The following is a 24,891-nucleotide window of genomic DNA, read 5'->3' on the forward strand; positions in this document are numbered from 1 at the left end:
GGCAAGTGGCTGCCTGGGTGACAGACGGCTGCCACCTGAAAAAGGGACTGTCCCTTTTTCAGGTTACATGAAGTACTTCACGCCGCTCTCGAAGACGGGCATGAACTTGTTGCCCGGCACGTTGGCGTAGAGGCCGTCGCCGCGGCGCTCGACGTGGCCCATCTTGCCGAAGACGCGGCCGTCAGGGCTGGTGATGCCCTCGACGCAGGCGATGGAGCCGTTGGGGTTCACGTCGAGGTCCATGCTCGGGACGCCGGCTTCGTCGACGTACTGCGTGGCGATCTGGCCGTTGGCGATGAGCTGGGCGAGAACCTCGTCGCTGGCGACGAAGCGGCCTTCGCCGTGGGAGATGGCGACGGTGTAGTCGCTGCCCTGCTCGCACTGGGCGAGCCACGGCGAGAGGTTGCTCGCGACGCGGGTGCGCACGAGGCGGCTCTGGTGGCGGCCGATGGTGTTGAACGTCAGCGTGGGCGCCTCGGGCGTGGCGTCGACGATGTCGCCGTAGGGAACGAGGCCAAGCTTGATGAGGGCCTGGAAGCCGTTGCAGATGCCGAGCATGAGGCCGTCGCGCTGCTGGAGCAGGTCGCGAACCGCCTCGGTGACCTCGGGGGCGCGGAAGAAGGCCGTGATGAACTTGGCAGAGCCATCGGGCTCGTCGCCGCCGGAGAAGCCGCCCGGGATCATGACGATCTGGCTCTTACGGATGCGTTCGGCGAGCTCATGGGTGCTCTCGGCAACAGCGGCGGGCGTAAGGTTGTTGATGACGAAGACGTCGTCGTCGGCACCGGCGGCGGTAAAGGCGCGGGCGGAGTCATACTCGCAGTTATTGCCCGGGAAGACGGGGATGGTCACGCGCGGGCGACCAAGCTTAGCGCCGCTGAAGACGTGGACGTCCTTGGCCTGGTAGTCGATGGCGTCGACCTTCTCGGCCTCGCCCTTGGTACGGTAGGGGAACACGCCCTCGATGCCGCTCTCCCAAGCCTCCTGGAGGGTCGCGAGGTCGCAGGCCTCGCCGGCGGCAACGAACTCGTAGGCGTCAGTCGTGGTGCCGAGGAGCTCGACGGAGACGTTGTCGGCCGAGGCGGGCAGCTCGACGCCGTCGGCGAGCTCCACGAGGAAGCTGCCATAGGCCGGGTCGAACAGGCTGTCAGCGGGGACGTCCTCGACGAGGGCGACGCCAAGCTGGTTGCCGACGCACATCTTGAACAGGGCCTCGGCCTCGCCGCCGTAGCCGGGCGTGGAGATGGCGAGCGCGGCGTCATCGCCCACGAGCTTCTCGATGACGTCGAAGGTCTCGAGCAGGCCGGTGGCGTTCGGACGGTAGTCGTCGCCGTACTCGGCGGGCTCGACGCAGATGACGCGGTGGCCGCTGGCCTTGAACTCAGGCGAGGTAGCGCGGGCGGCCTTGCCCACGGCGACGGCGAAGCTGATGAGGGTGGGCGGGACGTTGAGCTCGCCCTCGGCATCCTCGAAGCTGCCGCTCATCGAGTCCTTGCCGCCGATGGCGCCAGCGCCAAGGTCCATCTGGGCCATGAGGGCGCCGAGGACGGCGGCCATGGGCTTGCCCCAGCGCTCGGGCTCGGTGCGCAGACGCTCGAAGTACTCCTGGAAGGAGAGGTAGGCGTCGCGGTGGCAGAAGCCGGCGGCGACGAGCTTGGAGATGCTCTCGACGACGGAGAGGTAGGCGCCGGCGAACTGGTTCTTCTCCATCAGATAGGGGTTGAAGCCCCACGCCATGGCACTGGCCGTGGTGGTCTCGCCGTCGACGGGGAACTTCGCGACCATCGCGGAGGTGGGGGTGAGCTGGGTCTTACCGCCGAAGGGCATGAGGACCGTGGCGGCGCCGATGGTGGAGTCGAAGCGCTCGGACAGGCCCTTGTTGGAGGCGACGTTGAGATCGCGGACGAGGGAGTTCATGCGCTCGGCGAGGGTCTCGCCGGCCCACTCGGGCTCCCAGCGCTCTGCCTTCAGGACGTGGACGTCCATGTGCTTCGGGGCGCCGTTGCTGGCGAGGAACTCGCGGGAGAGGTCGACGATGGTGTCGCCGCGCCACGTGATGTGGACGCGCGGGTCCTCGGTGACGGTGGCGATGACGGTGGCCTCGAGGTTCTCCTCGGTGGCATAGCCCATGAACTCGTCGACGTCGGAGGCGGCAAGGGCCACGGCCATGCGCTCCTGGCTCTCGGAGATGGCAAGCTCGGTGCCGTCGAGGCCCTCGTACTTCTTGGTCACGCGGTCGAGGTCGATGTCGAGGCCATCGGCGAGCTCGCCCACGGCGACGGAGACGCCGCCGGCGCCGAAGTCATTGCAGCGCTTGATCAGACGGCAGGCGTCGCCGCGACGGAAGAGGCGCTGGAGCTTGCGCTCGACGGGGGCGTTGCCCTTCTGGACCTCGGCACCGCACTCCTCCAGGCTCTCGACGTTCTGGGTCTTGGAGCTGCCGGTGGCGCCGCCGATGCCGTCACGGCCGGTGCGGCCGCCGAGAAGGACGATCTTATCGCCGGGAGCGGGGCACTCGCGACGCACGTGGGAGGCCGGGGTGGCGCCCACGACGGCGCCAACCTCCATGCGCTTGGCCATGTAGCCGGGGTGGTAGAGCTCGGAGACCTGGCCGGTGGCGAGGCCGATCTGGTTGCCGTAGCTGGAGTAGCCGGCCGCCGCGGTGGTCACGAGCTTGCGCTGCGGGAGCTTGCCGGCGCGCGTGGTGGAGACGGGGACCGTCGGGTCGGCGGCGCCGGTGACGCGCATGGCCTGGTAGACGTAGCTGCGGCCGGACAGCGGGTCGCGGATCGCGCCGCCGATGCAGGTGGCGGCACCGCCGAAGGGCTCGATCTCCGTCGGGTGGTTGTGGGTCTCGTTCTTGAAGAGGAAGAGCCAGTCCTGGTCCTCGCCGTCGACGTCGACCTTCACCTTGACGGTACAGGCGTTGATCTCTTCGGACTCGTCGAGGTTCTTGAGGATGCCCTGCTTCTTGAGCCACTTGGCGCCGATGGTGCCCATGTCCATGAGGCAGACGGGCTTGGCGTCGCGGCCGAGCTCGTGGCGGACCTCGAGATACTTGTCGAACGCGGCCTTGACGACCTCGTCATCGATCTGGACGTTCTCGAGCTGCGTGCCGAAGGTGGTGTGGCGGCAGTGGTCAGACCAGTAGGTGTCGATGACGCGAATCTCGGTGATGGTGGGGTTGCGCTTCTCGCTGGCGAAGTACTCCTGGCAGAACTTGATGTCCGCGAGGTCCATGGCGAGGCCGCGGCTGGCGATGAAGGCGGCGAGACCGGCCTCATCGAGATCGAGGAAGGCGTCGAGAACCTCGACGTTGGCCGGAGTGGCGACCTCCATCTTGAGCGTCGCCTTGGTCGAGAGCGTCGCCTCGCGGGCCTCGACGGGGTTGATCACGTAGTGCTTGATGGCGTCGACGTCGGCGGCGGAGAGCTCGCCGGAGAGGACGTAAACCTTGGCGGAGCGAACGTCCGGGCGCTCGCCGGCGCTCACGAGCTGGACGCACTCGCTGGCGGAATCCGCGCGTTGGTCGAACTGACCGGGCAGGTACTCCACGGCGAAGACGGCGGTGCCGGCCGGGGCGGAGGCGACGAAGCCGCGCTCATCGAGCTCGATGCCCTCGACGGGGAGCTCGGCGGTGGCGGTGTCGACCTGCGGCTCGCTGAAGACGATGGGGACGCAGCGCTGGAACAGGGCCTCATCGACCCCCTCGACGTCATAGCGGTTGATGACGCGGAGGCCCGTCAGGCCACCGATACCGAGGATGGTGCGCAGCTCTTGTGCGAGCTGCTGCGCCTCCACGTCGAAGCCCGGCTTCTTCTCAACGTAGATGCGAGAGACCATTGATCCTGCCCTTCTCGGCTTTTGGCCGATTCGCGGTGCTTGGTTTCCTTGCGATGTGAATGCGGCTGGCTAGGCGGTCAGACCCAGCGCCGCGCGTGCCGCGGCACAGCTGGGCGGCCGTTGGCACAACTTCTTATTATGCCGCGAGATCGACCAGCGTGTTGGCCGCAAGTTGACAAAGGGACAGTCCCTTTGTCAACTTTGCGCGGGCCGCAACCTGCAAGAGGGACAGTCCCTTTTGCAGGTTGCGTGCGTGAGCTCGGGCTGCGGTGGCGCTATGCTTGAGGCGCTCGCGGGTTGAAGGCTCAGGGAGGCCTTTCGCTATGAACGAGTTCGAGGCTACGAACGACGATTTGCGCCACTTGGATGATGGCCTTCCGCCGGAGATTCAGCGGCTTAAGGATGCGGGACAGCTCAAGCGTGCCATCTGTCTCATCGAGGGCGAGCTGCGTGCGGGAACGCGTCCCGAACTTGCGTCCTGCCTGCGCGCTGAACGTGCCCGCATGCTGCGTACGCCGCTCGACTTTTGCGTGACGCGAGAGGCGGCCCTCGGGCAGGTGCGCGCGGAGTGGCCGGATTTCTCCGAGGACGACCTTGACCGCCTCGTTGACGCGCGGCGCATCGATTGGCGTCTCGTCGAGGGAGAGCAGCGCTTTCTCGACAACTTCGTCGACTCGCTGCGGAAGTATCCCGAGGACGTGCCTGGTCTCGCGTGCCCCGTGCAGGACCGCACAGAGCAGCTTGCCGTTCTCGATGAGATGCGCGAGAAGGGCTTCGCCGAGCGGCGCATTCGCATCCGCGCGAGCATCGCGGCGGGCGGGGGCGTTGACGTGACGCCGGATACGCCCGTGCGCTGCTGGTTGCCCCTGCCTGCCGAGTGCCCACAGATCTGCGACATCCAGCTGCGAGATGCCACGTCGGGCGTTCGGGTGGCGCCCGCTGACGCGCCGCAGCGAACGGCCTATTGGGAGACGTGCGGCGAGCGTGAGTTCTACGTGGACTACGAGTACACGATTCGCGCGCCGTACGTGGACCTTTGGTGCGAGACACCAAGTCCGGCAGCGCTCGACGCGCGCTTTGCCCCGGCACCCGCGCCCGAGGTGGCGGATGTCGCCGAGCAGCGGCCACATGTTACGTTCACGCCCTACCTGCGCGAACTTGTGGATCGCCTGTTCGCGACCATCCCTGCCGATGATGCGCTTGGCCGTGCGCGTGCCGCCTATGATTACGTGACGAACAACGTCGACTACCGTTTCCAGCCTGAGTACCTGCTGCTCGATCCCATCGCAGACTCGTGCGCGAAGTCGCTTCGCGGCGACTGCGGCGTGTTTGCCGTCACGTTCATTACGCTGTGCCGCCTGGGTGGCGTGCCCGCGCGCTGGCAGAGCGGCCTCTATGCGGCACCCGATTACGTGGGGCCGCATGACTGGGCGATGTTCTACGTCGAGGGCCTTGGATGGCTCTGGGCCGATTGCTCGTTCGGCTCCTCCGCCCGCCGCGACGGCGACGAGGCGCGCCGCCGCTTCTACTTTGGCAACCTTGGCCCGTGGCGCATGGTCGCGAACTCGCAGTCCATGGCTCCGCTTACGCCTGCGTGCGACATTCTGCGCGCGGACCCGTATGACAACCAGGTTGGCGAGTTGGTCGTCGGCGACCGCGGTCTCACCTTCCATGACTTTACCTGGCAAACCACCCTCGTCTCCATGAGCTAGTGGCCTCGCGCGAAACCTGAAAAAGGGACTGTCCCTTTTTCAGGTGGCGGCGCGCGGGTTGACAAAGGGACTGTCCCTTTGTCAACTTATTTGGGATGAGAACCAGGGATGACATAGCGGAACTCTTGGTGCCGGCGGGGGATCGCGAGGCGTTCCTCGCTGCCGTCGCGGCGGGGGCGGATGCGATCTATTGCGGTGTTACCGGCGAGCTCAACGCCCGCCGTCGTGCGGGAGGTATTGGGCCTGGCGAGCTTGCGGGGCTATGCGACTTCGCCCACGCTCGCGGCGTTCGCGTTTACGTGACGATGAACGTTGTCGTGAAGCAGGCGGAACTCGCTGGCGCCGTTGCCGCGGCGGGTCGTGTGCTCGACGCGGGTGCTGACGCCCTCATCATCCAGGACCTGGGCTTTATTGCCGAGGTGCATCGTGTATTTCCCTCAGCGGAGATTCACGTCTCGACCCAGGCGAACGTACATGATGCCCGTGGAGTCCGCCTGTGCGAGCAGCTTGGCGCCTCGCGCGTGACGCTCTCTCGCGAGCTGCCGCTGGCGGAGATTGCTGCCGTTGCCGCGGAGACGAACGCGGAGCTCGAGGTCTTCTCGCACGGGGCTATTTGCCCCAGCTATTCTGGCATATGCATGCTCTCGAGCTTCCTTCGCGAGGGCCGCTCTCCCAACCGGGGCCTCTGCGCCCAGCCGTGTCGCTTGCCGTTCGATCTCGTGGACGAACGCGGCGTGCGCCTTCAGGTGCCGGATCGCGAACGCCCGCTCTGCACGCATGACAACTGCGTGATTGATGACCTGAGGCCCATGATTGACGCGGGCGTTTCTGCCTTCAAGCTCGAGGGGCGCATGAAGCCGGCGGCATACGTTTGGGCCGTTACCTCGGCATATCGAGCGGCGCTTGACGCGATTGCCGCCGGAGCCGACGTACCTGGCTCTGCGCGGGCCCGTCTCAAGCGCACGTTCAACCGTGGCCTCACCGACGCATATCTGCACGGCACCTCGGGAAATGAGCTCATGAGCTATGAGCGTAGCGGCAACCGTGGCGAGCTCGCGGGCGAGGTCGTGGGGTTCGAGCCCGAGCTCGGCTTCAAGCCGCGCGATGGCCAGCAGCTGCATGGCACCGTGCACGTGCGTCTCTCCGCGCCCGTGGGGGAGGGCGACTCCATCGAGCTCAGGCCACAAGGGGATCCCGAGCGGTTCCTCGTGGTTAAGGCTCCGTGTGACGCTCGAGCGGGAGACGTCATCGAGTGCTCCTGTCCCAGGCCGATGGAGCCGGGTGTTCCCGCTCGAGTCACGAAATCCGTGGCGTTGGAGCTTGCTGCGGCAAGGGCGGTGAGCGAGCTTGAGCAAGAACTCTGAGCTCTGCGCGCTCGTGCGCAGCATTGATGATGTGCCCGTCATGCGCGCTGCTGGTGCCACCCGCATTTACCTCGACGTTATTGACGCACAGCCCACGTCTGAACTTCTCGCCCGTGTGGCGGAGGAGGGCATCATCCCCGTGCTGGACGAGGTTTGCCGCGAGGCGGACCATGCCCGCGTTGACCCGTGGCTGCGCGGCGGGATGCCGGCGGCGGTGGGTAACGTCTCCGAGCTCGCCCTCGCTCGCGAGTGCGGCGCCCTTGTCGAGACGCGCTCCTGTATTCCTGTGCACAATACGTCTACGCTGCGGCTTATTGGCGATCTTGGTGCTCGGCTCGCCTGGCTGTCTCCGGAGCTCTCGCTTGATGAGGCGTGCGAGTTGGCACAGGCGGATGCCTTGTCGCTTGGCGCGACCGTCTATGGGCGTCCGCGCATCATGACGTGCGAGCACTGTGCCTTGCAGGTCGCCTATGACTGCGATCGCGACCACGTGCATTGCCCGCATCGGGGCGAGGCCCACTGGCTCGTGAACATCGACGAGCGCGCCCTGCCCGTGCGCACGGATGCCTGCGGTCGCTCTCGCATCTACCTCGATGAACCTCTCGACCTCGTGCCTTATGCGACTAACCTTGCCGAGGCGGGCGTTGCCCGTCTGCTTGTCGACGCGGCGTCGACGAGTGTTGACGAGGCCTGCGACGCACTCGCGAGGCTTCGTCGCGCGCTTGCCGGTGAGGGTGTGGAGCGGCACGGCATCGAGGGCCTTGCTCAGACGGGCGTCGAGTAGCTAGCCTCCCACACAACGTTCCAAGGTGGCGAGGCACCCTCTGCGGCGAGGCGTCCCTGCGGCGAGCCGCCCCCGCGCCGAGCCGCGCCTTCTACCGCCCCGCCTCGCCCATGATCTCTGCCGCCGAGCGCCAGGGGCACAGCCGCGACGGATCAACCTCGACATGAGCGTGCTCCGGCACCTCATGCCACTTGACGGTGTACCCCGCGCCGTGGCTGCAAAAGACCGAATCCGGCGTGTTGGGAAGGTCCGCCTCGGGGTCATATCCCGCTTCCGCAATAACGCGATCCGCGTCGTGACATGGCTCATAGCCGGAGAACTCGAGAGAGATCCTTCCCTGGCCGCTCGTGTATTCGGCAAGTTGCAAGGCATAGTCGCCGAGCTCAGACGCGGGAACCTCGCCTGTGAGCCGAGCCTCGTCACCCATCTGCTCGGGAGAGCCGAAGCGAGCGGACATCCTCGTGAGGTCAGACATCGCACGGCCGACCTTGTCCGTGGGTAGCTCGAGCTCAAACGCGTACCACGGCTCAAGCAGCACGCATTCTCCGAGCTCGCGGGCAGTCATGAGCGCCTGTCGCATCGCGCGATAGGTTGCTTGCCTGAAATCGCCGCCCTCGGTGTGATTGAGGCGGGCGCGGCCTCCAACGAGGGTTATGCGAACGTCAGTCACGGGCGCGCCGGTGAGAACGCCTACGAGGTCTCGTTCCTGCGCGTTCGTGAGAATGAGGCGCTGCCAGTTGCGGTCAAGGTCATCCTCGGAGCACTCGGAGCCAAACGTCACGCCGCTGCCGCGCGGCGCCGGGTCAAGGCGGAGATGAACCTCGGCGTAGTGGCGCAGGGGCTCGAAGTGGCCAACACCCATGACTGGTTCCGAGATGGTCTCCTCGTACAGAATGCTGCCTGGGCCAAAGTCGATATCGAGGCCAAAGCGCCGTGCCATGAGGTCACGGATGACCTCGAGCTGGGCCGCCCCCATAAGCCTCAAGCGAATCTCCTGCAGGTGCTCGTCCCAGGAGACGGCGAGCATGGGGTCCTCCTCGGCAAGCTCTCGCAAGGCGCTGAGTACCGTGTGGATGTCGGCGTCGCCCGTGAGCACGCCGTAGGTGAGAACGGGCGCCAAGGTGGGACGCTCTGGCGCGGGTTCGGCACCCAGCGCATCGCCTGGGCGAACGTGCGAGAGACCCGTTACGGCACAGACGCCGCCGGCGGAGGCGTTTGATATGGGTTCGAAGCGCGACCCCGTGTAGATACGGAGTTCGTTGATCTTCTCGGACCAGGGTATGCCGTCCGTCACACCGTCTGCCTGCTGGCGGGCGTGGAGCTCGCCGCCGGTGATCTTGAGCCAGGCGATTCGCTCGCCGCGGTCGCCACGGCTTACGCGATACACGCGAGCGGCGAACTCGCCGGGCCAGGCGCGGTCGGGCGCGAGCTTGGCGATGGTATCCAAAAGCTCGGCCACGCCCTCGTTCTTGAGGGCCGAGCCAAACAGACACGGAAAGATGTGGCGCTCGGCGAAGAGACGCCGAGTGGTCGTGCCATTGAGCTCGCCTGTCTCGAGAAACTCCTCGAGCGCCGCCTCGTCCGTCATGGCAGCGGCTTCGCTGGTTAGCTCCTCGATGGGGAGGCATCCCTCGGAGGGCCTTGCGCGCAGGGCCGCAAGCAGGGCGTTTCTCTCGGCAAGAGAGCCCGCGTCAGGCAGAAGGTCTACCTTGTTCGCGAAGATGATGGTGGGGATGCCGTGACGCTCAAGCAGGCGCCAGAGGGTGCGGGTGTGACCCTGGATGCCGTCATTTGCGCCTACGACGAGCACCGCGAGGTCGAGGGCGGCGAGCGTCCGCTCCGCCTCGGCGGAGAAATCGACGTGACCGGGGGAGTCCACCAGCGTGATCGCGGTGTCTGCGCGCACGAGAGCCGCCTGGGAGGAGAAGATCGTGATGCCACGGTCACGCTCCATGAGGTCGGTGTCGAGGTGGGAGTCACCGCGGTCGACGCGCCCGCAGGTGCGGATGGTGCCCGCGTCGAACAACATCGCTTACGCGAGCGTGGTCTTACCTGCGTCGATGTGCGCCAATATGCCGACAACCGTCTGCCTCATAGGTCTCCCGAGCGTTGAGTGCTTGCGTGTGGGTGCAATCGTCTCCCCGGTGAGCGTCTTGGTCAAGACGTGAGGCGGCCTTACCATCCCGTCCCGGCTGCCTCGCTATTGTGAGGAAAGCGGCCTTGCCTACGCGAGTGCCAACGGTCGTGATTGCCCATGATGCCGGTTTCTCCTTGCCGATGCCCTCAAACCATTTGGCGGATGCGACGCTCGATGGCCCGTCTGCGTGGGTATCGTTACACCATTGCACGTATGCGTTGGCGCCTAGGCGCCGGACAGGGGGATACCATGGCAGATCTTACTGGCAAGCGCGCTCTCGTCATCGTCGAGGGCTATGGCACTGAGGAGCCCGAGCTTCTCCAGCCCGTCGAGTTCCTGCGCGAGCGTGGTGCGGAGGTTGATATCGCCGCAGCTCAGAACCCGATTGACTGCGTGACGGGGGACCGCTATGACTCGCAGCAGGTCGTTCCTGACAAGATGCTCGCGGAGACTGGGGCTGAGGGCTATGACGTGTTGATCGTTCCCGGCGGCACCGTCAACATGGATCGCCTGCGCATCAACCCGGAGGCGCACCGCATCATGCGCGAGTTCATGGAGGCCAAGAAGGTCGTCGCGTGCATCTGCCACGGCCCGTGGCTGCTCGTGAATTCCGGCGTTGCCGAGGGCAAGACCGTGACCAGCTGCGAGTTCAATCGCATTGACATGGAGAACGGCGGTTTCGTATGGGTTGACGAGGAGGCTCACGTCGATGACTCTGACGGTCAGACGCTCATTACGAGCCGCTGCCCGGATGACCTGCCGACGTTCTGCGCCGCCATCGAGGCCGCACTAGCGTAAGGCGCAAGTCTCGGAGATGATTCGCCCGCCGGCAGTGCACCTCGCGGGAGCTTGCTAGCGACGAGTCAACAAGGACCACTTTGATGGGGCTGCTGTCCGGATGGGCAGCAGCCCCCTTTATATGCTTCTGAGCTGCGGATATAGCATATAAGTCATATTCACAACAAATAATAGCTGCATGGAGATGGGTTCATCTACCTGGCCTTATGACATATAAGTCATATTGAGAGGTAAGTATTACTTCCAGTACATCTAGCAGCAGATATGACATATATGTCATATGGTTCGAGTCAAAAGACGCGGCCGATGCATAAAGCAAACGCGCCGGCAGCTTACTCTTGGCGGCTGCCGGCGCGTCATTCTCGCGCGGTATGTTGGTGCGCTCGGTGGCTCGGTTGTCGCGTCCTAGCTCTGGCGACTGAATCAGTGCCCCGGCCCCTGCGACTGGCTGAGCGGTCTGGTTTGTCCTAGTTCGCCATAACCCCGTCAGACCAGGCGCTGGTGTCCTCGATGCGCAGGACGTTGGCGACCTTGCGCACGCACTCTGCCTCGGCGAGCTCCGTGGCCGCAGCCTGCATGTTCTTCTCGAGCGCCTTGTGCGTCAGGAAGATGACGGAGCAGGTGTCGCTGTCAGAAGAGGCGTCCTCGAGCTGGTTGATGAGGGAGATCGAGATGTCGTGCTTCGCGAAGACGTTGACCGTCTCGGCGAGGGCGCCCACGCGGTCTGCCACGGTGAGGCGCACGTAGTACTTCGTCTCGAGATCGTTCATGGAACGCAGCGGAAGCGTGTGGGAGAAGGGCTCTGCCTCGGGCAGCGGCGTGGCGCCCTTGGAGATGGGGTCTGCGAGCGTCAGGATGTCGCCGACGACGGCGCTCGCCGTGGGGAAGGAGCCGGCGCCGGCGCCGTAGAACATCGTCTCACCCACGGCGTCGCCCACCACGTAGACGGCGTTCATGGCGCCGGAAACCTTGGCGAGCTGGTGGTCGAGCGGGATCATCGTGGGATGAACGCGCACGTCGACGCCCTTGGGGGTGTTGCGGGCGATACCCAGCAGCTTGATGGTGTAACCCAGCTCGTGCACCACGGCGATATCCTCGGCAGCGATGGTGCGGATGCCCTGCTGGTAGACGTCATCGGTGGTGACGCGCGTGCCGAAACCGATGGAGGCGAGGATGGCGGTCTTGCTCGCGGCGTCGAAGCCATCGACGTCTGCGGACGGATCAGCCTCGGCGTACCCCTTGGCCTGGGCGTCTGCGAGGACGTCCGCGTAATCGGCGCCCTCGGACTCCATGCGGCTGAGGATGTAGTTCGTGGTGCCGTTGAGGATGCCGGCGATGGTGAGGATCTTGTTGCCCACGAGGTCGCGCTCGAGCGTGCTCACGATGGGGATGCCGCCGCCACAGCTGGCTTCGCATTTGAGCTGGACACCGTTCTCGCGAGCCTTGGCGGCGAGGGCTTCGACGTGGCGGCCGAGCAGGGCCTTGTTGGCGGTGACGACGTGCTTGCTGGCGGCGAAGGCGGCCTCGTAAATCTCGGTTGCCGGGTGCTCGCCGCCGATGAGCTCGACCACGACGTCGACGCCCGGGTCGTTCACGACGTCCTGCCAGTCGGTCGAGAAGGCCTCGTCGGGGACGCCGCAGGCGCGGGCGGACTCGACCCTGCGGGAACAGGTGCGGGTGATGGCGAGGTCGATGCCATAGTTGGCGACGTAGTCGTCGTGGTGGGAGTTGATGAGGCGGACGACGCCGCCACCCACGGTGCCGAGTCCGATGATGCCGACGTTCACGGTGCGCATGGGTTACTCCTTCGTGCCGCAAGCGGCGTCGCGTGCGTGTTGGATGATGCAGATTGTAGCGGAGGCAGCGCTCTCGCAGGTTGCCGGCATGTGTCCTTGCCGCCCCTATGCCTCCTGGGCGATTGCGTCGAGAAAGGCCTGTCCGTAGCGCTCTGCCTTCTTCTCGCCCACGCCGGAGACCTCGAGAAGGTCCTCTGCGCTGATGGGACGCTTGCGGCACATGTCCTCGAGCGTGGCGTTGTTGAAGATGAGGTAGGGCGGCACCTGCTGCTCGCGCGCGATGGAAAGGCGAAGCTCGCGAAGGCGCTCGAAGAGCTCTGCCTGCTCGGGCGTGAGGTCGGGTGCCTCCTCGCCGGCGTTGCGCGCCTTGCGCGTGCGGCGTTCGTCGCGCTTGGGTGCGCGGGGTTTGCCCTTGGCGACGCGCATGATGAAGGGCTTGTCCCCCTTCATGAACACCACGCCGCGGCCGGCCAGCTCGATGGTGGGAAAGTCGCCGGACGAGCGTGTGAGGTACTCGCGAAAGACGAGCTCATCGATGATGGCGCGGATGCGCGGCACGGGCACCTCCGACATGATGCCGTAGGTGGAGAGCGAATCCCAACCGCGCTCGAGCACCTTCGCGGCGCGGGATCCGCGCAGGATGTCGACGAGCGAGCCCGCGCCCACGCTCGTGGCGGGGCTATTGGCTGCAATCGCGTGTTGGCGGACGCGCGCAACGCAGCTCAGGATCTTGAGGGCGTTCGTGCGCTCGTCGACCTCCTCGAAGTCTGCCAGGCAGTTGCCGCAATTGCCGCAGTAGGCGGGTGCCTCCTCGCCAAAGTAGCGGAGGATGAAGGAGCGCAGGCAGTCCGTCGTGGTGGCGTAGAAGACCATCTGGCGGAGGCGTGCCTCGTCTGCTTCGTGCATCGTCTGGAGCTGCTCCGGCGTGAGGTCGTCGCGCTGGGTGCGCGAGAGGAGGAATTCCGCGGTGTGGACGTCCCCGGGGCTGTAGAGCAGCAGGCACTCCGCGCGCGTGCCGTCACGCCCGGCGCGGCCCGCTTCCTGGTAGTAGTTCTCAAGGGAGAGCGGCAGGTTGTAGTGGACGACGTAGCTCACGTTGCTCTTGTCGATGCCCATGCCGAAGGCGTTCGTGGCCACCATGACAGTCTTGCGGTCGAAGAGGAAATCCTCCTGGTTGCGCTCTCGTTCTTCGGGCGAAAGGCCAGCGTGGTAGCGCGTCGCCGCAAGGCCTGCCTCGCAGAGGGAATCACACACCTCCTCGACGGCGCGGCGGCTCATGCAGTAGACGATGCCAGAGCGATCCTCGCGGGTGCGTGCGAACTCGAGCAGCGCGGCGTTTTTGTCCGCGCGGCTCGACGGACGCTCGACGGAGAAGGAGAGGTTTGGGCGGTCGAAGCTCGCCACGACGCGGAGCGGATTGCGGAGGGCAAGCGATGCCTCGATGTCCTCGCGGACCTGCTGCGTTGCCGTGGCGGTGAGCGCCATCACGGGCGGGCGCGTGGGCAGGGCGTCAATGAAGCTGCGGATACGCTGGTAGCTGGGGCGGAAGTCATTGCCCCACTGCGAGATGCAATGTGCCTCGTCGATGGCGAGCAGCGCTACGCCGTGCCCGCTCGCCATATCGAGAAAGGCGGGGTCATCGAGGCGCTCCGGCGCGACGTAGAGCAGCGTGAGCTCTCCGCGAGACGCCTGGGAGAGGACCTCGCGGCGCTCCTCTGCGCCGAGCGCGCTATTAAGGCACGCGGCGGCCACGCCGGCCTGGCGAAGCGCCGTCACCTGGTCTGACATGAGGGAAATAAGCGGGGATACCACGAGGGCGAGGCCGCCGAGCGCGAGGGCGGGGACCTGATAGCAGATGGATTTGCCTGCCGAGGTGGGCATTACCGCCAAGACGTCGCGACCGGCGAGCGCAGCGTCGACAATCTCTGCCTGGTGCGGGCGGAAGGCCTCATAGCCAAAGGTGGAGCGCAGAATGGCGAGCGCGGTGTCCTCGCCATGGCGGGGCCTGGCGAGGCCCGATGAGCCGATCCTGCCTATGCTGCCGTGGCTCGTGTCGATTTCTCCCATACGCCCTCCCTCGTGAGTCTTGGTTACGACATTGTACGAGTCATTGCGGACATGTTTTAGCTATTCGATCGCGCTGCTATGCTAGGTATTGAAACCAAGGCTCAGAAAGGAACTCGTGTGGTCAAGGCTGCATTCTTCGATATCGACGGCACGCTTCTCTCGGACAAGACCAACCATCTCATCCCCGCAAGCACCAAGGACGCGCTTGTCCAGCTCAGGCAGCGCGGCGTCAAGTGCTGCATCTGCTCCGGCCGTCCGACGGCCCAGCTCCCCTGGTGCATCAAGGACGGCTTCCCGGGCTTTGACGACGCCTTCGATGCCTATATCACTATGACCGGTTCGATGTGCTATGACGAGAGCGGCGTCTACGCGGACGTGCCCATCGACCATGAGATTGCCTGTCGCTTCGTGAAGTGCGTCGAGGACGGCATGTTCGATGCCCTCCTGCTCAACCGCAATGGCGTCTTCTGCAACCGTCGCTCGGAGAAAGTTCGCGAGCTTGAGCGCATGGTTGCCTATGAATATCCCGTGCTGAATTTCTCCGAGGCGCTCAATGAGCCTGTCTATCAGTTTTGCGCGTTTGCTGGCCCGGACGAGGAGCATGAGGTCTCCGATGTCATGAGCGACTGCATCATCACCCGCTGGTGTGACCTGTTCTGCGACGTCGTTCCTGCCACGAGTAGCAAGCCCAAGGGCATCGAGGCCACCCTCAAGCACCTGGGCCTTTCTCGCGAGGAGACAATCGCCTTTGGTGACGGCGGCAATGATGTCACGATGCTCGCATATTGCGAGATTGGCGTGGCGATGGGCAATGCGACCGATGACGCCAAGGCCTCTGCGGACTACGTGACGACGGACGTGGACAAGGACGGCATCGCTCTGGCGCTGCGTCACTATGGACTGATTGACTAAGTGCTAAACCCGCGTGCGGCGAAAGGGGAACCATGAGCGAGATTGATGAGTTGGCGCGTCTTGCCGAGGAAGACTTTGACCTTGGTGATTTCGCGCGGACGGTACGAGCGTGCCGTAGCTATCGACGCTTCGACGAGGGCGACCCCATTCCCGGGACCCTTCTCGCAGAACTTGCGAGCCTCACGCGTCTCACGGCGAGCGGTGCCAACCGCATGCCGCTACGTTTTCGCCTTGTGAGCTCGGCAAACGAGCGTGATATGGTGTTTTCCCAGCTCAAGTGGGCTGGTGCTCTCAAGGATTGGGATGGTCCCGAGGAGGGCGAGCGTCCTACCGGCTATATCGTGATCTGTGATGCGGGCCATGGTGCGACGACTTCGGTCGATGAGGGAATTGCCGCTCAGACCATAATGCTCGCCGCAGTTGAGGCCGGTTTTGGCGGTTGCATGCTGCATGCCTTCAACAAGGCCGGCGTGTCTCAAGCTCTTGGCCTTGGGGGCGAGGGCGTCGAGCCCCTCATGGTGCTCGCGTTGGGGCGTCCCGCCGAGAAGGTTGTGCTTGAGCCCCTTTCCGCCAGTCCGGACGGATCCACTAACTATTGGCGTGATGCCAAGGGCGTCCACCATGTGCCCAAGCGCTCACTCGAGGATGTCCTGATCGGGCGCTAGGCGGGGTTGGCTGTCGAGCGGGTGCTAACCTATGGGCGGGCCGGGCCGATGGGCGATGGCTGCTTGCTGAACGTGAGCCCACTTTGGAAGACGGCCATTCTTTGGCTTTGGCTTTGGCTGGGGGCGGTGGGCGTGGGCCGACCCCCCCCTTCTGTTGCGGGACCGCCATGGTTGGTCGTCACTGGACCATCAGACGACGGTTTGCTTCGAAAATGCATAGAGTATTCCGTCTTCTGTATATTATTTTGGCCGCAGGTGCGGAGGGGTCGTATTTGGCGATCTCGATGGCAATCTCGAAAGGCTAATTTCCTCCGGGGTGGTCAAAAACCATTGCGCGGCGGACGGAATTTCTAGGTTTTCGACATCGCAAGATGACGGTCCAAATGAGCTAAAAGACGAAACCGCAGGTAAGCGCGTTGGGGCTATGTGACGGCGATCGTCGTGGACGCAAGAAGAGCCCTATGCATACGATTTTGCCCTCCGGATTGTCTTGAAACGGGCAATGAGCGTCCGCCGAGATGGTGTTTTTGACCACCTCGGCGGAATTACGTTTTCGTTGTTGTCGCTCGCGCGGGACATAGCCGACGTGCAGGCGCGATCCGCGCGAGACATAGCTAACGTGCGGGGCACCCGCGCGATTGATGGCGGACGCGCCCTCGCTATGCGCTGAAGAGCTCGCGAACGTCGAGGTCGAGTGCGCTGGCGGCGATCTGCTCCTTGCCGCCGAAGACGCAGATGCCACGGTTCTCGGGGAGCTCGGCCAGGGGACGCGCGAGGTCTCGCAGCTCGTCCGCCGTGGTGGCGAGCACCTCGGAGCGACGGCGCTCGCGCCAGTCCTCGCCTCGACCGGAGAGGCGCTGGGCGTCAAGCCTGCGTCCGAGCTGGCGCGGCTTCACAGGCGCGTCGAGGCCGGCGACACTCGCGACGATGAAGCCCTCGAGCTCCTCGTCCGTGGGCTTCCAGTCGGCAAGCCACTCGGCCGCCGCCTCGAAGCGGCGAACCGTGGGGTCGACGGCGGGGTCACGGAAGGAGTACATCTCAAGCAGCGCGTCGGTCGTGCAACGGAAGCCGCAGCCATAGGCTCCGCCCAGCACACGCACCTCGTTCCAGAGGTACTCGTAGGAGAGCGCCTGCGACGCGACGCGCCAAGTGCCGCTCGACTTGGTGCCATGCTTGAGGCCGGCCATGCCCTCTGCCACGAAGCAGACGTTAGCGGGTACGACGAAGGCCTCGGCGCGAGCCTGGGGTGCGGGAACGACAAGTGCCTTGTCGGATTCGTCGGCGCTTGAGAGGCCAAGTCCATCGGCTGCCTCCCAGAAGCGCTTCGCGTCCTCGCCGGGGCCCGTGATGCTCATCTCACAGTTGCCGGTGGAGAAGATGCGGCGGCAGAGGTCGCCAAGCTTCGACTCGAGCTCCTCGGCCCGCTCGTCGAAGTGGTCGAGCAAATCGCGCAGGAACAGGTAGAAGTCAACGCCGCCGAGCTTCTCCGCGACGACGGAGCTTGCCATGAACTGTGAGTTCACGCGCGAGAGCGCCGCGGCGTGACCCGAGTTCACGAAGGACTGCTCCATCCCCAGGCGGCGCTGCGTGAGGATGTCGGCGATGCGCTTGCGATCGGTGAACTTGGTGGTCGCCCACACCTCGGAGGGAAGCTTCGCGAGCCACTCGACGTTCGAGGAGAGCGCGCTTGCGCCCACGACGAGCTTCGGGCGGGCGCTCATCTCGTCTCCATCGGTGTTGTAGGTCTCGGTGAAGAAGGAGAGGAAGCCGAGCTTGGACTCGCAGATCGTGTCGAGGTCGTAGGCGCTGCGCGTCTCCGTGTCGAGCCTGCCGAGAAGCCCTGCGAGCACGCTCACGTAGGGGAGTTCCTCGAAGTCCACCTTGTCGAGGCCAAAGTAGAAGTAGGCGTAGTCGATGCCGCGCGTGTCGATGTCGTGGCGGAAGCACGGGACGGGAGCCTCAACGGCAACGGTCTCGGGCTCGGCAGGGCCGTCTCCGATGTCAGAGAGCTCGAGGCGCGGTAGCGTGGCCAGGGCCTCGGGGGCGTCCGGGGCGGCCTGCTCCGCATGGAGCTCCTCCGCCTCGCGGGCGATATCGGCAAGCTCGGCGTCAGAGAGCTCGGCGCGCTTGGCGGCGAGACGCTGGGCCTCGTCGGAGCGCTCCTCCTCGGTGGGAACGACCTCGACCAGGCACTTGTGGTCGCACCCGCAGATGGCCTCGGAGAGCAGCCGCTCGAAGTAGCCCTGTGCGAGGCCCTCATGCATGTGGACGAGTGCGTCCTCGTAGCGGAGGTAGAGGGTCGCATCCGCGTCATCGTAAAGCCAGCCACTCATCGCCTGGATGGCGAGGCCGATGCCATCGGGGTAGCCCCAGTCACCCTCGCGCAGGTTGAACTCCGCCTGGGCGAGCGAGGCCTCGAGGTTGTCCTGCCCAAGCCCCTCGCGGGCGAGGGTGGCACAGGTGTCCTCGACGAGCTTCTGGAACTCCTCGGCAACGCCAGGCTTGGCGCCCTTGAGCTCGAAGATGAGGATGGGCTGGAGGAGGCCGTCGTACAGGAATCCGCTCACGTCTTGGCCAAGGCCGCTCTCGAGGATGGCGCGCTTGAGCGGCGCCTCGTTCGAGCCAACAAGTGCGTCGATCAGGACGTCCGCGGCGAGGACGCGCTCGCGCTGGGAGGAGCGGGCGAACACGTAGGCGACGCCCACGCAGGCGTTGTCGGGCGTCGTCTGCATGGGAATCTGGACGAGGCCGCTCACGCGCGCAGGGCACACGGGCAGGGGGTTGGGGTTACCTGCGTGGCGGTCCTCGGCACCCATGAAGCGCTCGTCGAGGAACGCGAGCTTCTCGTCGATGTCAAGGTCTCCGTAGAGGATCGAGTAGGAGTTCGAGAGCTGGTAGTGGCGCGCGTGGGTGTCGAGGAACTCCTCGTAGGTGAGGGAGGGGATTGCCGCAGGGTCGCCGCCGGAGACCCAACCGTAGGGCGTCTCGCCGAAGAGCTGGCGGTTGATGCCCATGATGAGGATTTCGTCCGGGTCCGACAGGGCGCCCTTCATCTCGTTGTAGACGATGCCGTTGCAGGTAAGCGGACGGGTAGTGAGGCCCGCGGCGTTGGCATCCGCGCCCTCTGCGTCGCTGCCGGTGTCCGTATCCTCGGCGGTCTCGCCGCTGTCTGCGGCCTGTGCCTCGTCCGCGGCCTCGCCCAGCTCGTAATGCCAGCCCTCCTGCTCGAAGATGCGCGGGTGGCTATAGATGTTGGGATGGAGAACCGCGTCGAGATAGACCTCCATGAGGTTCTCGAGGTCGCGGTCGTTCGTTGAGGCGACGGGGTACATCGTCTTGTCAGAGAACGTGAGCGCGTTCAGGAAGGTCTGCATCGAGCTCTTGAGCAGGTGGACGAACGGCTCCTTTACGGGGAACTTGTTGGAGCCGCACAGCACCGAGTGCTCGAGGATGTGGAAGACGCCCGTGTCGTTCGCGGGCGGTGTCTTGAAGGCAATGGAGAAGGCCTTGTTGCCATCCGGGCAGGCGAGCCACATGACGCGCGCTCCGGTCGCGTTGTGGCGCATCACGTATGCGGTGCCTGAAATCTCGGGCAAATCCTCGGCGATCTCGATGGTGAAGCCATGATAGATGCCACCGACAGAAAGCTTTAAATTAAGGGTGGAAAATGCGGAAGACATGATGGTACCTTTCACAGGTTGCTGTTGGCACTGACTGTATCACGCAAGGGAAGCGAATGACGAAGGCAAACAACGTGAGGCGCGGCGTTCTCCTCACGCTTTTGGGCGGCACATGCTGGGGCTTTTCCGGCACATGTGCAAAGTTCCTGATGGATGGCTATGGGGTGACTCCGCTGTGGCTTCTCTGCGTGCGCCAGCTCACGGCATCGCTCCTGTTCTTCGTCTATGTCTTCGCCGCTCCGCGCGAGAGGGAGCGCTTCGCCGAGCTTGGTGAGGCGGTCAGGACGAGTCCCAGGTCCTCCGGCGTTGGTCTGTTCTTTGCGACGGCCTTCTGCATGATGGTTAACTCTCTCAGCTACATCATGACGATCAAGATTACGAACTCCGCGACGGCTACGGTTCTCCAGGCGCTCTCGCTTGTCCTGCTCATGATCTTCTCCTGTGCGGTTGCCAAGCGTCTTCCGCGTCGCCGCGAATCCTTGGGTCTCGCGCTTGCCCTTGGCGGTACGTTCCTGCTTGCCACGGGAGGGGATCCCAGCAAGCTCGCTATGCCGCTCAATGGCTTGCTCTGGGGCTTTGCAACCGCCACGACCTATGCCATTTACTCTGCCGTTCCGGCGAAGATTCTCGAGAAATGGGGCAGCCCCGTCGTCAATGCCATCTCGATGCTCATCTCGGGCGGCGGCCTTGCCATCCTGATTCATCCGTGGGAGAACGTGCCAGTATTCGATTTTGCGGGCATTGTGGCGCTCGTTGCCATTTCCGTCGTAGGTAGTTTCCTGGCCTATGCGTTCTACATGCAGGGCGTGAAGGATCTGGGCCCGCTCCGTGCGAACATGCTCGGCACATCTGAGCCCATCTCCGCGACGATCTTCTCCGTCCTGTGGCTCGGCACGACCTTCTCGCCGATGGACCTCATTGGCTTCGCGATGATCATCACGATGGTGTATCTCACTGCGTAAGGGCTTTGGCCGTGGGTCGGGTGCCTGCCCCGTCTGCTGTTGCGGATGAACCTTGGCGCCTTGCTTTGGTTGCGATGGGATCGTGCTGGGCTTTCGCGGCCAATGCTACAGGAAGCGATACTGAACGGCGCGAACGCCCCACTCATAGGGCGACGAGCAGCCGAAGGCCTTCCAGCAACCGCCCGCAAGGTCGAGAACGCGGCCGTGCTGGGCGAAGCCACCCACGTCGTTCACGGTTGCGGTGATGGTCCTGCCGCCGTAACGGATTTGAACGGTGCGGCCAAGCAGATAGCGCTGGCTCAGCGGAACGGCGACGGTCATGGAGTCGTCCGTGAGGATGTCGCCCGAGGCGGTGGCGTTGCCGCCGGTGTTGTCAGCGACGGAGTAGGCGGATGCATAGCCGATCATCCACTCGCCGTCCGTCTCGACCTCGGAGCCGTCGGTCGCGCCCGGATCGGACTTGCCCGTGTCGGTGCCTGCGTTGGAATTGCCGTTCGAGGTGTTGCTGGAGTCAGTCTCGGGCGTCTGATTCTGTTGGGTGTTCGCGTTCTCGCGAGCGGCTGCCTCGGCGGCTGCCTGTGCGGAAATCTGGGCGTTGAGCTGATCGAGCGCGGCCTGGGCCTGGTTCATGGCTTCCTGCGCCTGGCGCTGCTGGTTGTCAGCCTCTTCCTTGGCGGCGGCAAGCGTCTGCTGGGCGCTCGTGAGCTCGTTCTCCATGTTGACGAGCTCGTTGAGGTCATCGGAGTTGGAACGCTGGATAGCGCTGATGTACTGGTAGGTCGTGAGGAAATCCGAGAAATCCTTGGCAGAAAGGAGCAGGCTCACGAGACCCGGGGTGTCCTGCTGCATCTTGTAGATGGAGCTCATCGACACCGCGGCGCGGTCGCGCTGCTCGGGGAGGAGGGCGGTGACCTCGTCGATCTTGGCCTGTGACTCGTCGATCTTGGTCTGGAGCTCGTTGACCTTGGCCGTTGCCTCGTCATAGGCCATGGCCGCCTCGTCGACCTTGGTCTGGAGCTCATCGACTGAAGTGGCGTGGGCTATGTGAGCGGGGAGTGCCAGAACGCAGCACGTGGATAGGACGACGCTGGTCACTACGGCCAGAACCGCCTTTGCCTTCACGCTGCGTTTCTTCATGCTACTCCCGAGGTCAGTCTTAGGACCGCACGCGCTCCGGCCCCTTTTTTACCATTGGACAAGGCGGCGAGTGACGCCGGATGGCCCGTGTCCGCGAGACGAGGTTGTACTCGAATCGAAGGACATACGGACAGTAGTCTACCTTTTATTGGCCCACTTCACACATTCCCCAGCTAAATAGGGCCAAGCGCCGCCGATGGGATGTTCATCGACGGCGCTTGTGTGATTTCTGCCAGTTGACGTTCCGCGAGGCGAGGCGTTTGCGTGGAGCGGGTGAAAAGCCCTGCTATTACATGCTTTTACCTGCAGCGGCGCTGCTTGGTACGGGCACGGGCCACGATGTGCGGCAGGGTGCCGGCGCGAATGCTACTTCACGACGAGGATGTCGCAGCCGGTGTTGCGAAGCAGGAACGTCGAGATGGAGCCGAGCAGGGCGTACTTGATGCTCGATAGGCCGCGTGCTCCGCAAAGTACGAGGTCAGGCTTAATGACGTCGAGCAGCTCCTCCTTGAGGGTCTCGCGAATGCGACCGGTCTTTACCTGAACCTCGACCTTCGGGATGTGGTCGTTCGCCTTCGCCTCGGCAACGAGGGGCTCGATGGACTCGCGGAATGCCTTGTCCATGCCGGGAATGAGGTCTGACGGGAAAGCGCCGGCGGTCTCGAGGACCGTGGAGTCGATGACGTGGCCGATGTATAGCTCCGCACCGTTGTTTGCCGCTACGACGATGGCGCGACTGAGCACCTTGTCCTGCTGCTCAGAACCATCGAGCGAGACGAATACCTTCTTATAACCAATGTCGTTGAGGGTTGCCATAACGTACCTCGTTTCTCTGGATGGGGTCCCCTGTGAGCCCCGGCCGGGTATGGGGTGGGTGCTCCGCGTCCGGTCATGCCCTAGGTATACCCCTGCTGCGGAATCTCGAGCGGCTCATGGACGTGCGGGCGAATGCGTCGGTGGACGGCGACCGTATGCGATTCTGTACGCTTGGGGCGGCTTAGCATGTCATAGGCGTACTGCGCGCCAACACGTGCGCCCCACGCCAACGCGTGCCTCGCTTGGTTCCGCGGGCGAATCGGCTGCGTCTGGTTCTGTGGGGTTTGTCACATCGGGCGCCCGATGGACGCCTTGCTCGTTTGGCGCATCATAATCAGTGGCGTAGTTTCCGCCTCGACGACGCTTCGCGTCTGGTTGTCTACTCGCCTCGGCAGCGCCATCCCGGTGGCATCCACCCCGGCGATGACGTCCCGTTCGGTGACGCCGCGCGCCCGCTTCGGCGTGCCCACCGAACCAACCGCAGCCACGCAATCAATCGCAGCATCCCGCCGCGCTCAAATCGAAAGGTCCTGAATGATCCCAATGAACCCCATCGACCTGCTCAAATCCGCCTTCCTCGGCCTGGTCGAGGGCATCACCGAGTGGTTGCCTATCTCCTCGACCGGTCACATGATCTTGGTCGACGAGTTCGTGAAGCTGAACGTCACCGAAGAGTTCTGGAACATGTTCCTCGTCGTTATTCAGCTGGGTGCGATTCTCTCCGTCTGCGTGCTGTACTTCCATCAGCTCAACCCCTTTAGCCCAAGCAAGGGCAAGGAGGGTCGTCGTGCCACTTGGAGCCTCTGGGGCAAGATTGTCGTGGGTTGCATCCCCGCCGCAGTCATCGGACTGCCGCTCGATGACTTCATGGACGAGCACTTCCACAACTCCTATGTGGTTGCCGGTGCTCTCATCGTCTACGGCATCGCGTTCATCCTGATTGAGAACTGGCGCGCGCGTCGTCGTTCCGAGATGGTTGCCGAGCGCCCTCACGGAGCGCACTTCGCCCCGGGCGTGACCGATGACCTTGCCGAGAAGGACTCCGACTTCGGTGCTATTACGAGTGTCGATGAGGTCACGTATAAGACGGCGATCGGCATCGGCTGCTTCCAGGTCCTCTCGCTCGTGCCGGGCACGTCGCGCTCGGGATCCACGATTATCGGCGGCCTGCTGCTTGGCTGCACGCGTGCCGTGGCGGCGGAGTTCACGTTCTTCCTCGCCATTCCCGTCATGTTCGGCGCGAGCCTGCTCAAGATCGTCAAGTTCATGCTCAAGGGCGCCGCGATGAGCGTCAATGAGTGGGGGATCATGCTGGTGGGCCTTGTCGTGGCGTTCGTGGTGTCGCTCGTTGCAATCAAGTGGCTTACGGGCTTTGTGCGCAAGCATGACTTCAAGGTCTTCGGCTGGTACCGCATAGTTCTTGGCGTGGTCGTGCTCGCGTTCTTCCTCGTGATTGCCCCGGCGCTTGGCATCGCATAGGGGTCGCGTGTTCGCGGGTGGCAATTTGTCGGAGTGTATACTGGGACCAATACTCCGATGACCAAGGAGGGTCCCATGTTTTGTCCTAAGTGCGGAGCTCAGCTCCCTGACGGGTCTAGGTTCTGCGCGAGCTGTGGCGCTCAGCTCGGCGGTGCTCCCGCCCCTGCCGCCGCTCCTCAGGCTGGCTATGTTCCGCCCGTCCAGCCCGTCAAGCCCGGCATTGCCGTTCCGGGCCTTGCGACGAACGACCTCGGCATGCTTGTGTCCGTCGTCGCTGCCTTCGTGGGCATCGTGGCGTTCTTCATGCCCATCATCTCGCTGAGCGTCTTTGGCTCCACCACCACGTTGAGTGCCATGCAGATGACCTTCGGCGCTACGGTCTATGGTATGAGCATGGACGGCGAGTTCGCAAACATCCTGTTCCTCGTTATTCCGGTCATCGCGCTTGTTGTCTCCCTTCTTATGAAGGGCAAGCCTGGCGCGATTGCTCGCATCGTTGTCGCCGTGGTCCTTCTTGGCTTCGTCTTTGCCTGGAAGGGCCAGGTCGATGACCAGGGCTATGGCTTCTTTGCCATGGAGATCGCCTTTAACCTCTTCGTTCTCTCTGGTGCCGCCATCGCCGTTGGCGGAGTCCTGTCGATGCTGAAGAAGTAACAGACGCTGTTCGCAAGTAGCTCTAAGTAGGCCGGCCCGGGTGACAAGTCCCGGGCCGGCCTTTGTTTTGAAGCCTGACTGAGTC

At 64.3% G+C, this 24,891-nt stretch carries 16 protein-coding genes; 9 read left to right on the top strand and 7 right to left on the bottom strand.

Going from position 1 to position 24,891, the window contains the following annotated elements; genetic code table 11:
• Positions 1-63: 63 nt before the first annotated feature.
• Positions 64-3,843 carry a phosphoribosylformylglycinamidine synthase gene (locus ACTQ1Z_RS00595; RefSeq protein ID WP_441857897.1) on the bottom strand — a complete coding sequence of 1,260 codons (3,780 nt, stop codon included), beginning with the start codon at positions 3,841-3,843 and terminating at the stop codon, positions 64-66.
• Positions 3,844-4,166: 323 nt separating this feature from the next.
• Between ACTQ1Z_RS00595 and ACTQ1Z_RS00600 the strand changes: the two genes are divergently transcribed.
• The 3 genes from ACTQ1Z_RS00600 (at position 4,167) to ACTQ1Z_RS00610 (ending at position 7,703) form a co-directional block, all read left to right on the top strand.
• Positions 4,167-5,555, top strand: a complete 1,389-nt coding sequence (locus ACTQ1Z_RS00600; protein ID WP_441857899.1) for a transglutaminase-like domain-containing protein — start codon at positions 4,167-4,169, stop codon at positions 5,553-5,555.
• A 128-nt stretch (positions 5,556-5,683) separates the two neighbouring features.
• On the top strand, positions 5,684-6,919 hold the full coding sequence (locus ACTQ1Z_RS00605) for a peptidase U32 family protein (protein ID WP_441857901.1): 1,236 nt from the start codon (positions 5,684-5,686) through the stop codon (positions 6,917-6,919).
• A complete protein-coding gene (locus ACTQ1Z_RS00610) occupies positions 6,903-7,703 on the top strand; it encodes a U32 family peptidase (RefSeq protein WP_441857904.1) in 801 nt (266 codons plus the stop codon). Before ACTQ1Z_RS00605 ends, ACTQ1Z_RS00610 begins: the two co-directional genes overlap by 17 nt.
• Before the next feature lie 91 nt (positions 7,704-7,794).
• On the opposite strand, the gene ACTQ1Z_RS00615 is transcribed toward ACTQ1Z_RS00610, so the two are convergent.
• The gene (locus ACTQ1Z_RS00615; protein WP_441857907.1) at positions 7,795-9,732 is read right to left on the bottom strand and encodes a GTP-binding protein; all 1,938 of its coding nucleotides are present in this window, start codon (positions 9,730-9,732) and stop codon (positions 7,795-7,797) included.
• A gap of 357 nt (positions 9,733-10,089) precedes the next feature.
• Here ACTQ1Z_RS00615 and ACTQ1Z_RS00620 point away from each other — a divergent pair, with 357 nt between their 5' ends.
• Complete coding sequence (locus ACTQ1Z_RS00620) at positions 10,090-10,638, top strand: DJ-1/PfpI family protein (RefSeq protein ID WP_320679500.1); 549 nt, start codon at positions 10,090-10,092, stop codon at positions 10,636-10,638.
• A 467-nt stretch (positions 10,639-11,105) separates the two neighbouring features.
• On the opposite strand, the gene ACTQ1Z_RS00625 is transcribed toward ACTQ1Z_RS00620, so the two are convergent.
• On the bottom strand, positions 11,106-12,434 hold the full coding sequence (locus tag ACTQ1Z_RS00625) for a homoserine dehydrogenase (protein ID WP_441857911.1): 1,329 nt from the start codon (positions 12,432-12,434) through the stop codon (positions 11,106-11,108).
• 105 nt (positions 12,435-12,539) lie between these two features.
• Entirely contained in the window at positions 12,540-14,501 is a 1,962-nt protein-coding gene (gene recQ, locus ACTQ1Z_RS00630) for a DNA helicase RecQ (RefSeq protein ID WP_441857914.1), read from the bottom strand.
• Between the two features lie 117 nt (positions 14,502-14,618).
• Here recQ and ACTQ1Z_RS00635 point away from each other — a divergent pair, with 117 nt between their 5' ends.
• Together ACTQ1Z_RS00635 and ACTQ1Z_RS00640 are read left to right on the top strand one after the other, a co-directional pair.
• Positions 14,619-15,413, top strand: a complete 795-nt coding sequence (locus tag ACTQ1Z_RS00635) for a Cof-type HAD-IIB family hydrolase (protein ID WP_320679496.1) — start codon at positions 14,619-14,621, stop codon at positions 15,411-15,413.
• A 32-nt stretch (positions 15,414-15,445) separates the two neighbouring features.
• Positions 15,446-16,078, top strand: a complete 633-nt coding sequence (locus ACTQ1Z_RS00640; protein WP_320679494.1) for a nitroreductase family protein — start codon at positions 15,446-15,448, stop codon at positions 16,076-16,078.
• A gap of 659 nt (positions 16,079-16,737) precedes the next feature.
• On the opposite strand, the gene ACTQ1Z_RS00645 is transcribed toward ACTQ1Z_RS00640, so the two are convergent.
• Positions 16,738-19,758 carry an insulinase family protein gene (locus ACTQ1Z_RS00645; protein ID WP_441857917.1) on the bottom strand — a complete coding sequence of 1,007 codons (3,021 nt, stop codon included), beginning with the start codon at positions 19,756-19,758 and terminating at the stop codon, positions 16,738-16,740.
• Between the two features lie 56 nt (positions 19,759-19,814).
• Here ACTQ1Z_RS00645 and ACTQ1Z_RS00650 point away from each other — a divergent pair, with 56 nt between their 5' ends.
• The gene (locus tag ACTQ1Z_RS00650; protein WP_320678769.1) at positions 19,815-20,720 is read left to right on the top strand and encodes a DMT family transporter; all 906 of its coding nucleotides are present in this window, start codon (positions 19,815-19,817) and stop codon (positions 20,718-20,720) included.
• Positions 20,721-20,825: 105 nt separating this feature from the next.
• Here ACTQ1Z_RS00650 and ACTQ1Z_RS00655 read toward each other — a convergent pair whose 3' ends face one another.
• A complete protein-coding gene (locus tag ACTQ1Z_RS00655; protein ID WP_441857920.1) occupies positions 20,826-21,857 on the bottom strand; it encodes a coiled-coil domain-containing protein in 1,032 nt (343 codons plus the stop codon).
• A 366-nt stretch (positions 21,858-22,223) separates the two neighbouring features.
• Positions 22,224-22,673: a universal stress protein gene (locus tag ACTQ1Z_RS00660; RefSeq protein WP_320678766.1), complete on the bottom strand. Its 450-nt coding sequence runs from the start codon at positions 22,671-22,673 to the stop codon at positions 22,224-22,226.
• Positions 22,674-23,216: 543 nt separating this feature from the next.
• Between ACTQ1Z_RS00660 and ACTQ1Z_RS00665 the strand changes: the two genes are divergently transcribed.
• On the top strand, positions 23,217-24,152 hold the full coding sequence (locus ACTQ1Z_RS00665) for an undecaprenyl-diphosphate phosphatase (RefSeq protein WP_441858781.1): 936 nt from the start codon (positions 23,217-23,219) through the stop codon (positions 24,150-24,152).
• Positions 24,153-24,227: 75 nt separating this feature from the next.
• Positions 24,228-24,806, top strand: a complete 579-nt coding sequence (locus tag ACTQ1Z_RS00670) for a zinc ribbon domain-containing protein (RefSeq protein WP_320678764.1) — start codon at positions 24,228-24,230, stop codon at positions 24,804-24,806.
• The last annotated feature ends 85 nt before the right edge of the window (positions 24,807-24,891 follow it).

Source organism: Parolsenella sp. LCP21S3_E11, assembly GCF_052118165.1.
Classification (GTDB): Bacteria; Actinomycetota; Coriobacteriia; order Coriobacteriales; family Atopobiaceae; genus Parolsenella.

What these genes read in the sequence shown, in the direction of transcription:
- ACTQ1Z_RS00595 (WP_441857897.1), bottom strand. Translation starts at nt 3,843, where the DNA reads ATGGTCTCTCGCATCTACGTTGAGAAGAAGCCGGGCTTCGACGTGGAG.
- ACTQ1Z_RS00600 (WP_441857899.1), top strand. Translation starts at nt 4,167, where the DNA reads ATGAACGAGTTCGAGGCTACGAACGACGATTTGCGCCACTTGGATGAT.
- ACTQ1Z_RS00615 (WP_441857907.1), bottom strand. Translation starts at nt 9,732, where the DNA reads ATGTTGTTCGACGCGGGCACCATCCGCACCTGCGGGCGCGTCGACCGC.
- ACTQ1Z_RS00620 (WP_320679500.1), top strand. Translation starts at nt 10,090, where the DNA reads ATGGCAGATCTTACTGGCAAGCGCGCTCTCGTCATCGTCGAGGGCTAT.
- ACTQ1Z_RS00625 (WP_441857911.1), bottom strand. Translation starts at nt 12,434, where the DNA reads ATGCGCACCGTGAACGTCGGCATCATCGGACTCGGCACCGTGGGTGGC.
- recQ (WP_441857914.1), bottom strand. Translation starts at nt 14,501, where the DNA reads ATGGGAGAAATCGACACGAGCCACGGCAGCATAGGCAGGATCGGCTCA.
- ACTQ1Z_RS00640 (WP_320679494.1), top strand. Translation starts at nt 15,446, where the DNA reads ATGAGCGAGATTGATGAGTTGGCGCGTCTTGCCGAGGAAGACTTTGAC.
- ACTQ1Z_RS00645 (WP_441857917.1), bottom strand. Translation starts at nt 19,758, where the DNA reads ATGTCTTCCGCATTTTCCACCCTTAATTTAAAGCTTTCTGTCGGTGGC.
- ACTQ1Z_RS00650 (WP_320678769.1), top strand. Translation starts at nt 19,815, where the DNA reads ATGACGAAGGCAAACAACGTGAGGCGCGGCGTTCTCCTCACGCTTTTG.
- ACTQ1Z_RS00655 (WP_441857920.1), bottom strand. Translation starts at nt 21,857, where the DNA reads ATGAAGAAACGCAGCGTGAAGGCAAAGGCGGTTCTGGCCGTAGTGACC.
- ACTQ1Z_RS00660 (WP_320678766.1), bottom strand. Translation starts at nt 22,673, where the DNA reads ATGGCAACCCTCAACGACATTGGTTATAAGAAGGTATTCGTCTCGCTC.
- ACTQ1Z_RS00665 (WP_441858781.1), top strand. Translation starts at nt 23,217, where the DNA reads ATGAACCCCATCGACCTGCTCAAATCCGCCTTCCTCGGCCTGGTCGAG.
- ACTQ1Z_RS00670 (WP_320678764.1), top strand. Translation starts at nt 24,228, where the DNA reads ATGTTTTGTCCTAAGTGCGGAGCTCAGCTCCCTGACGGGTCTAGGTTC.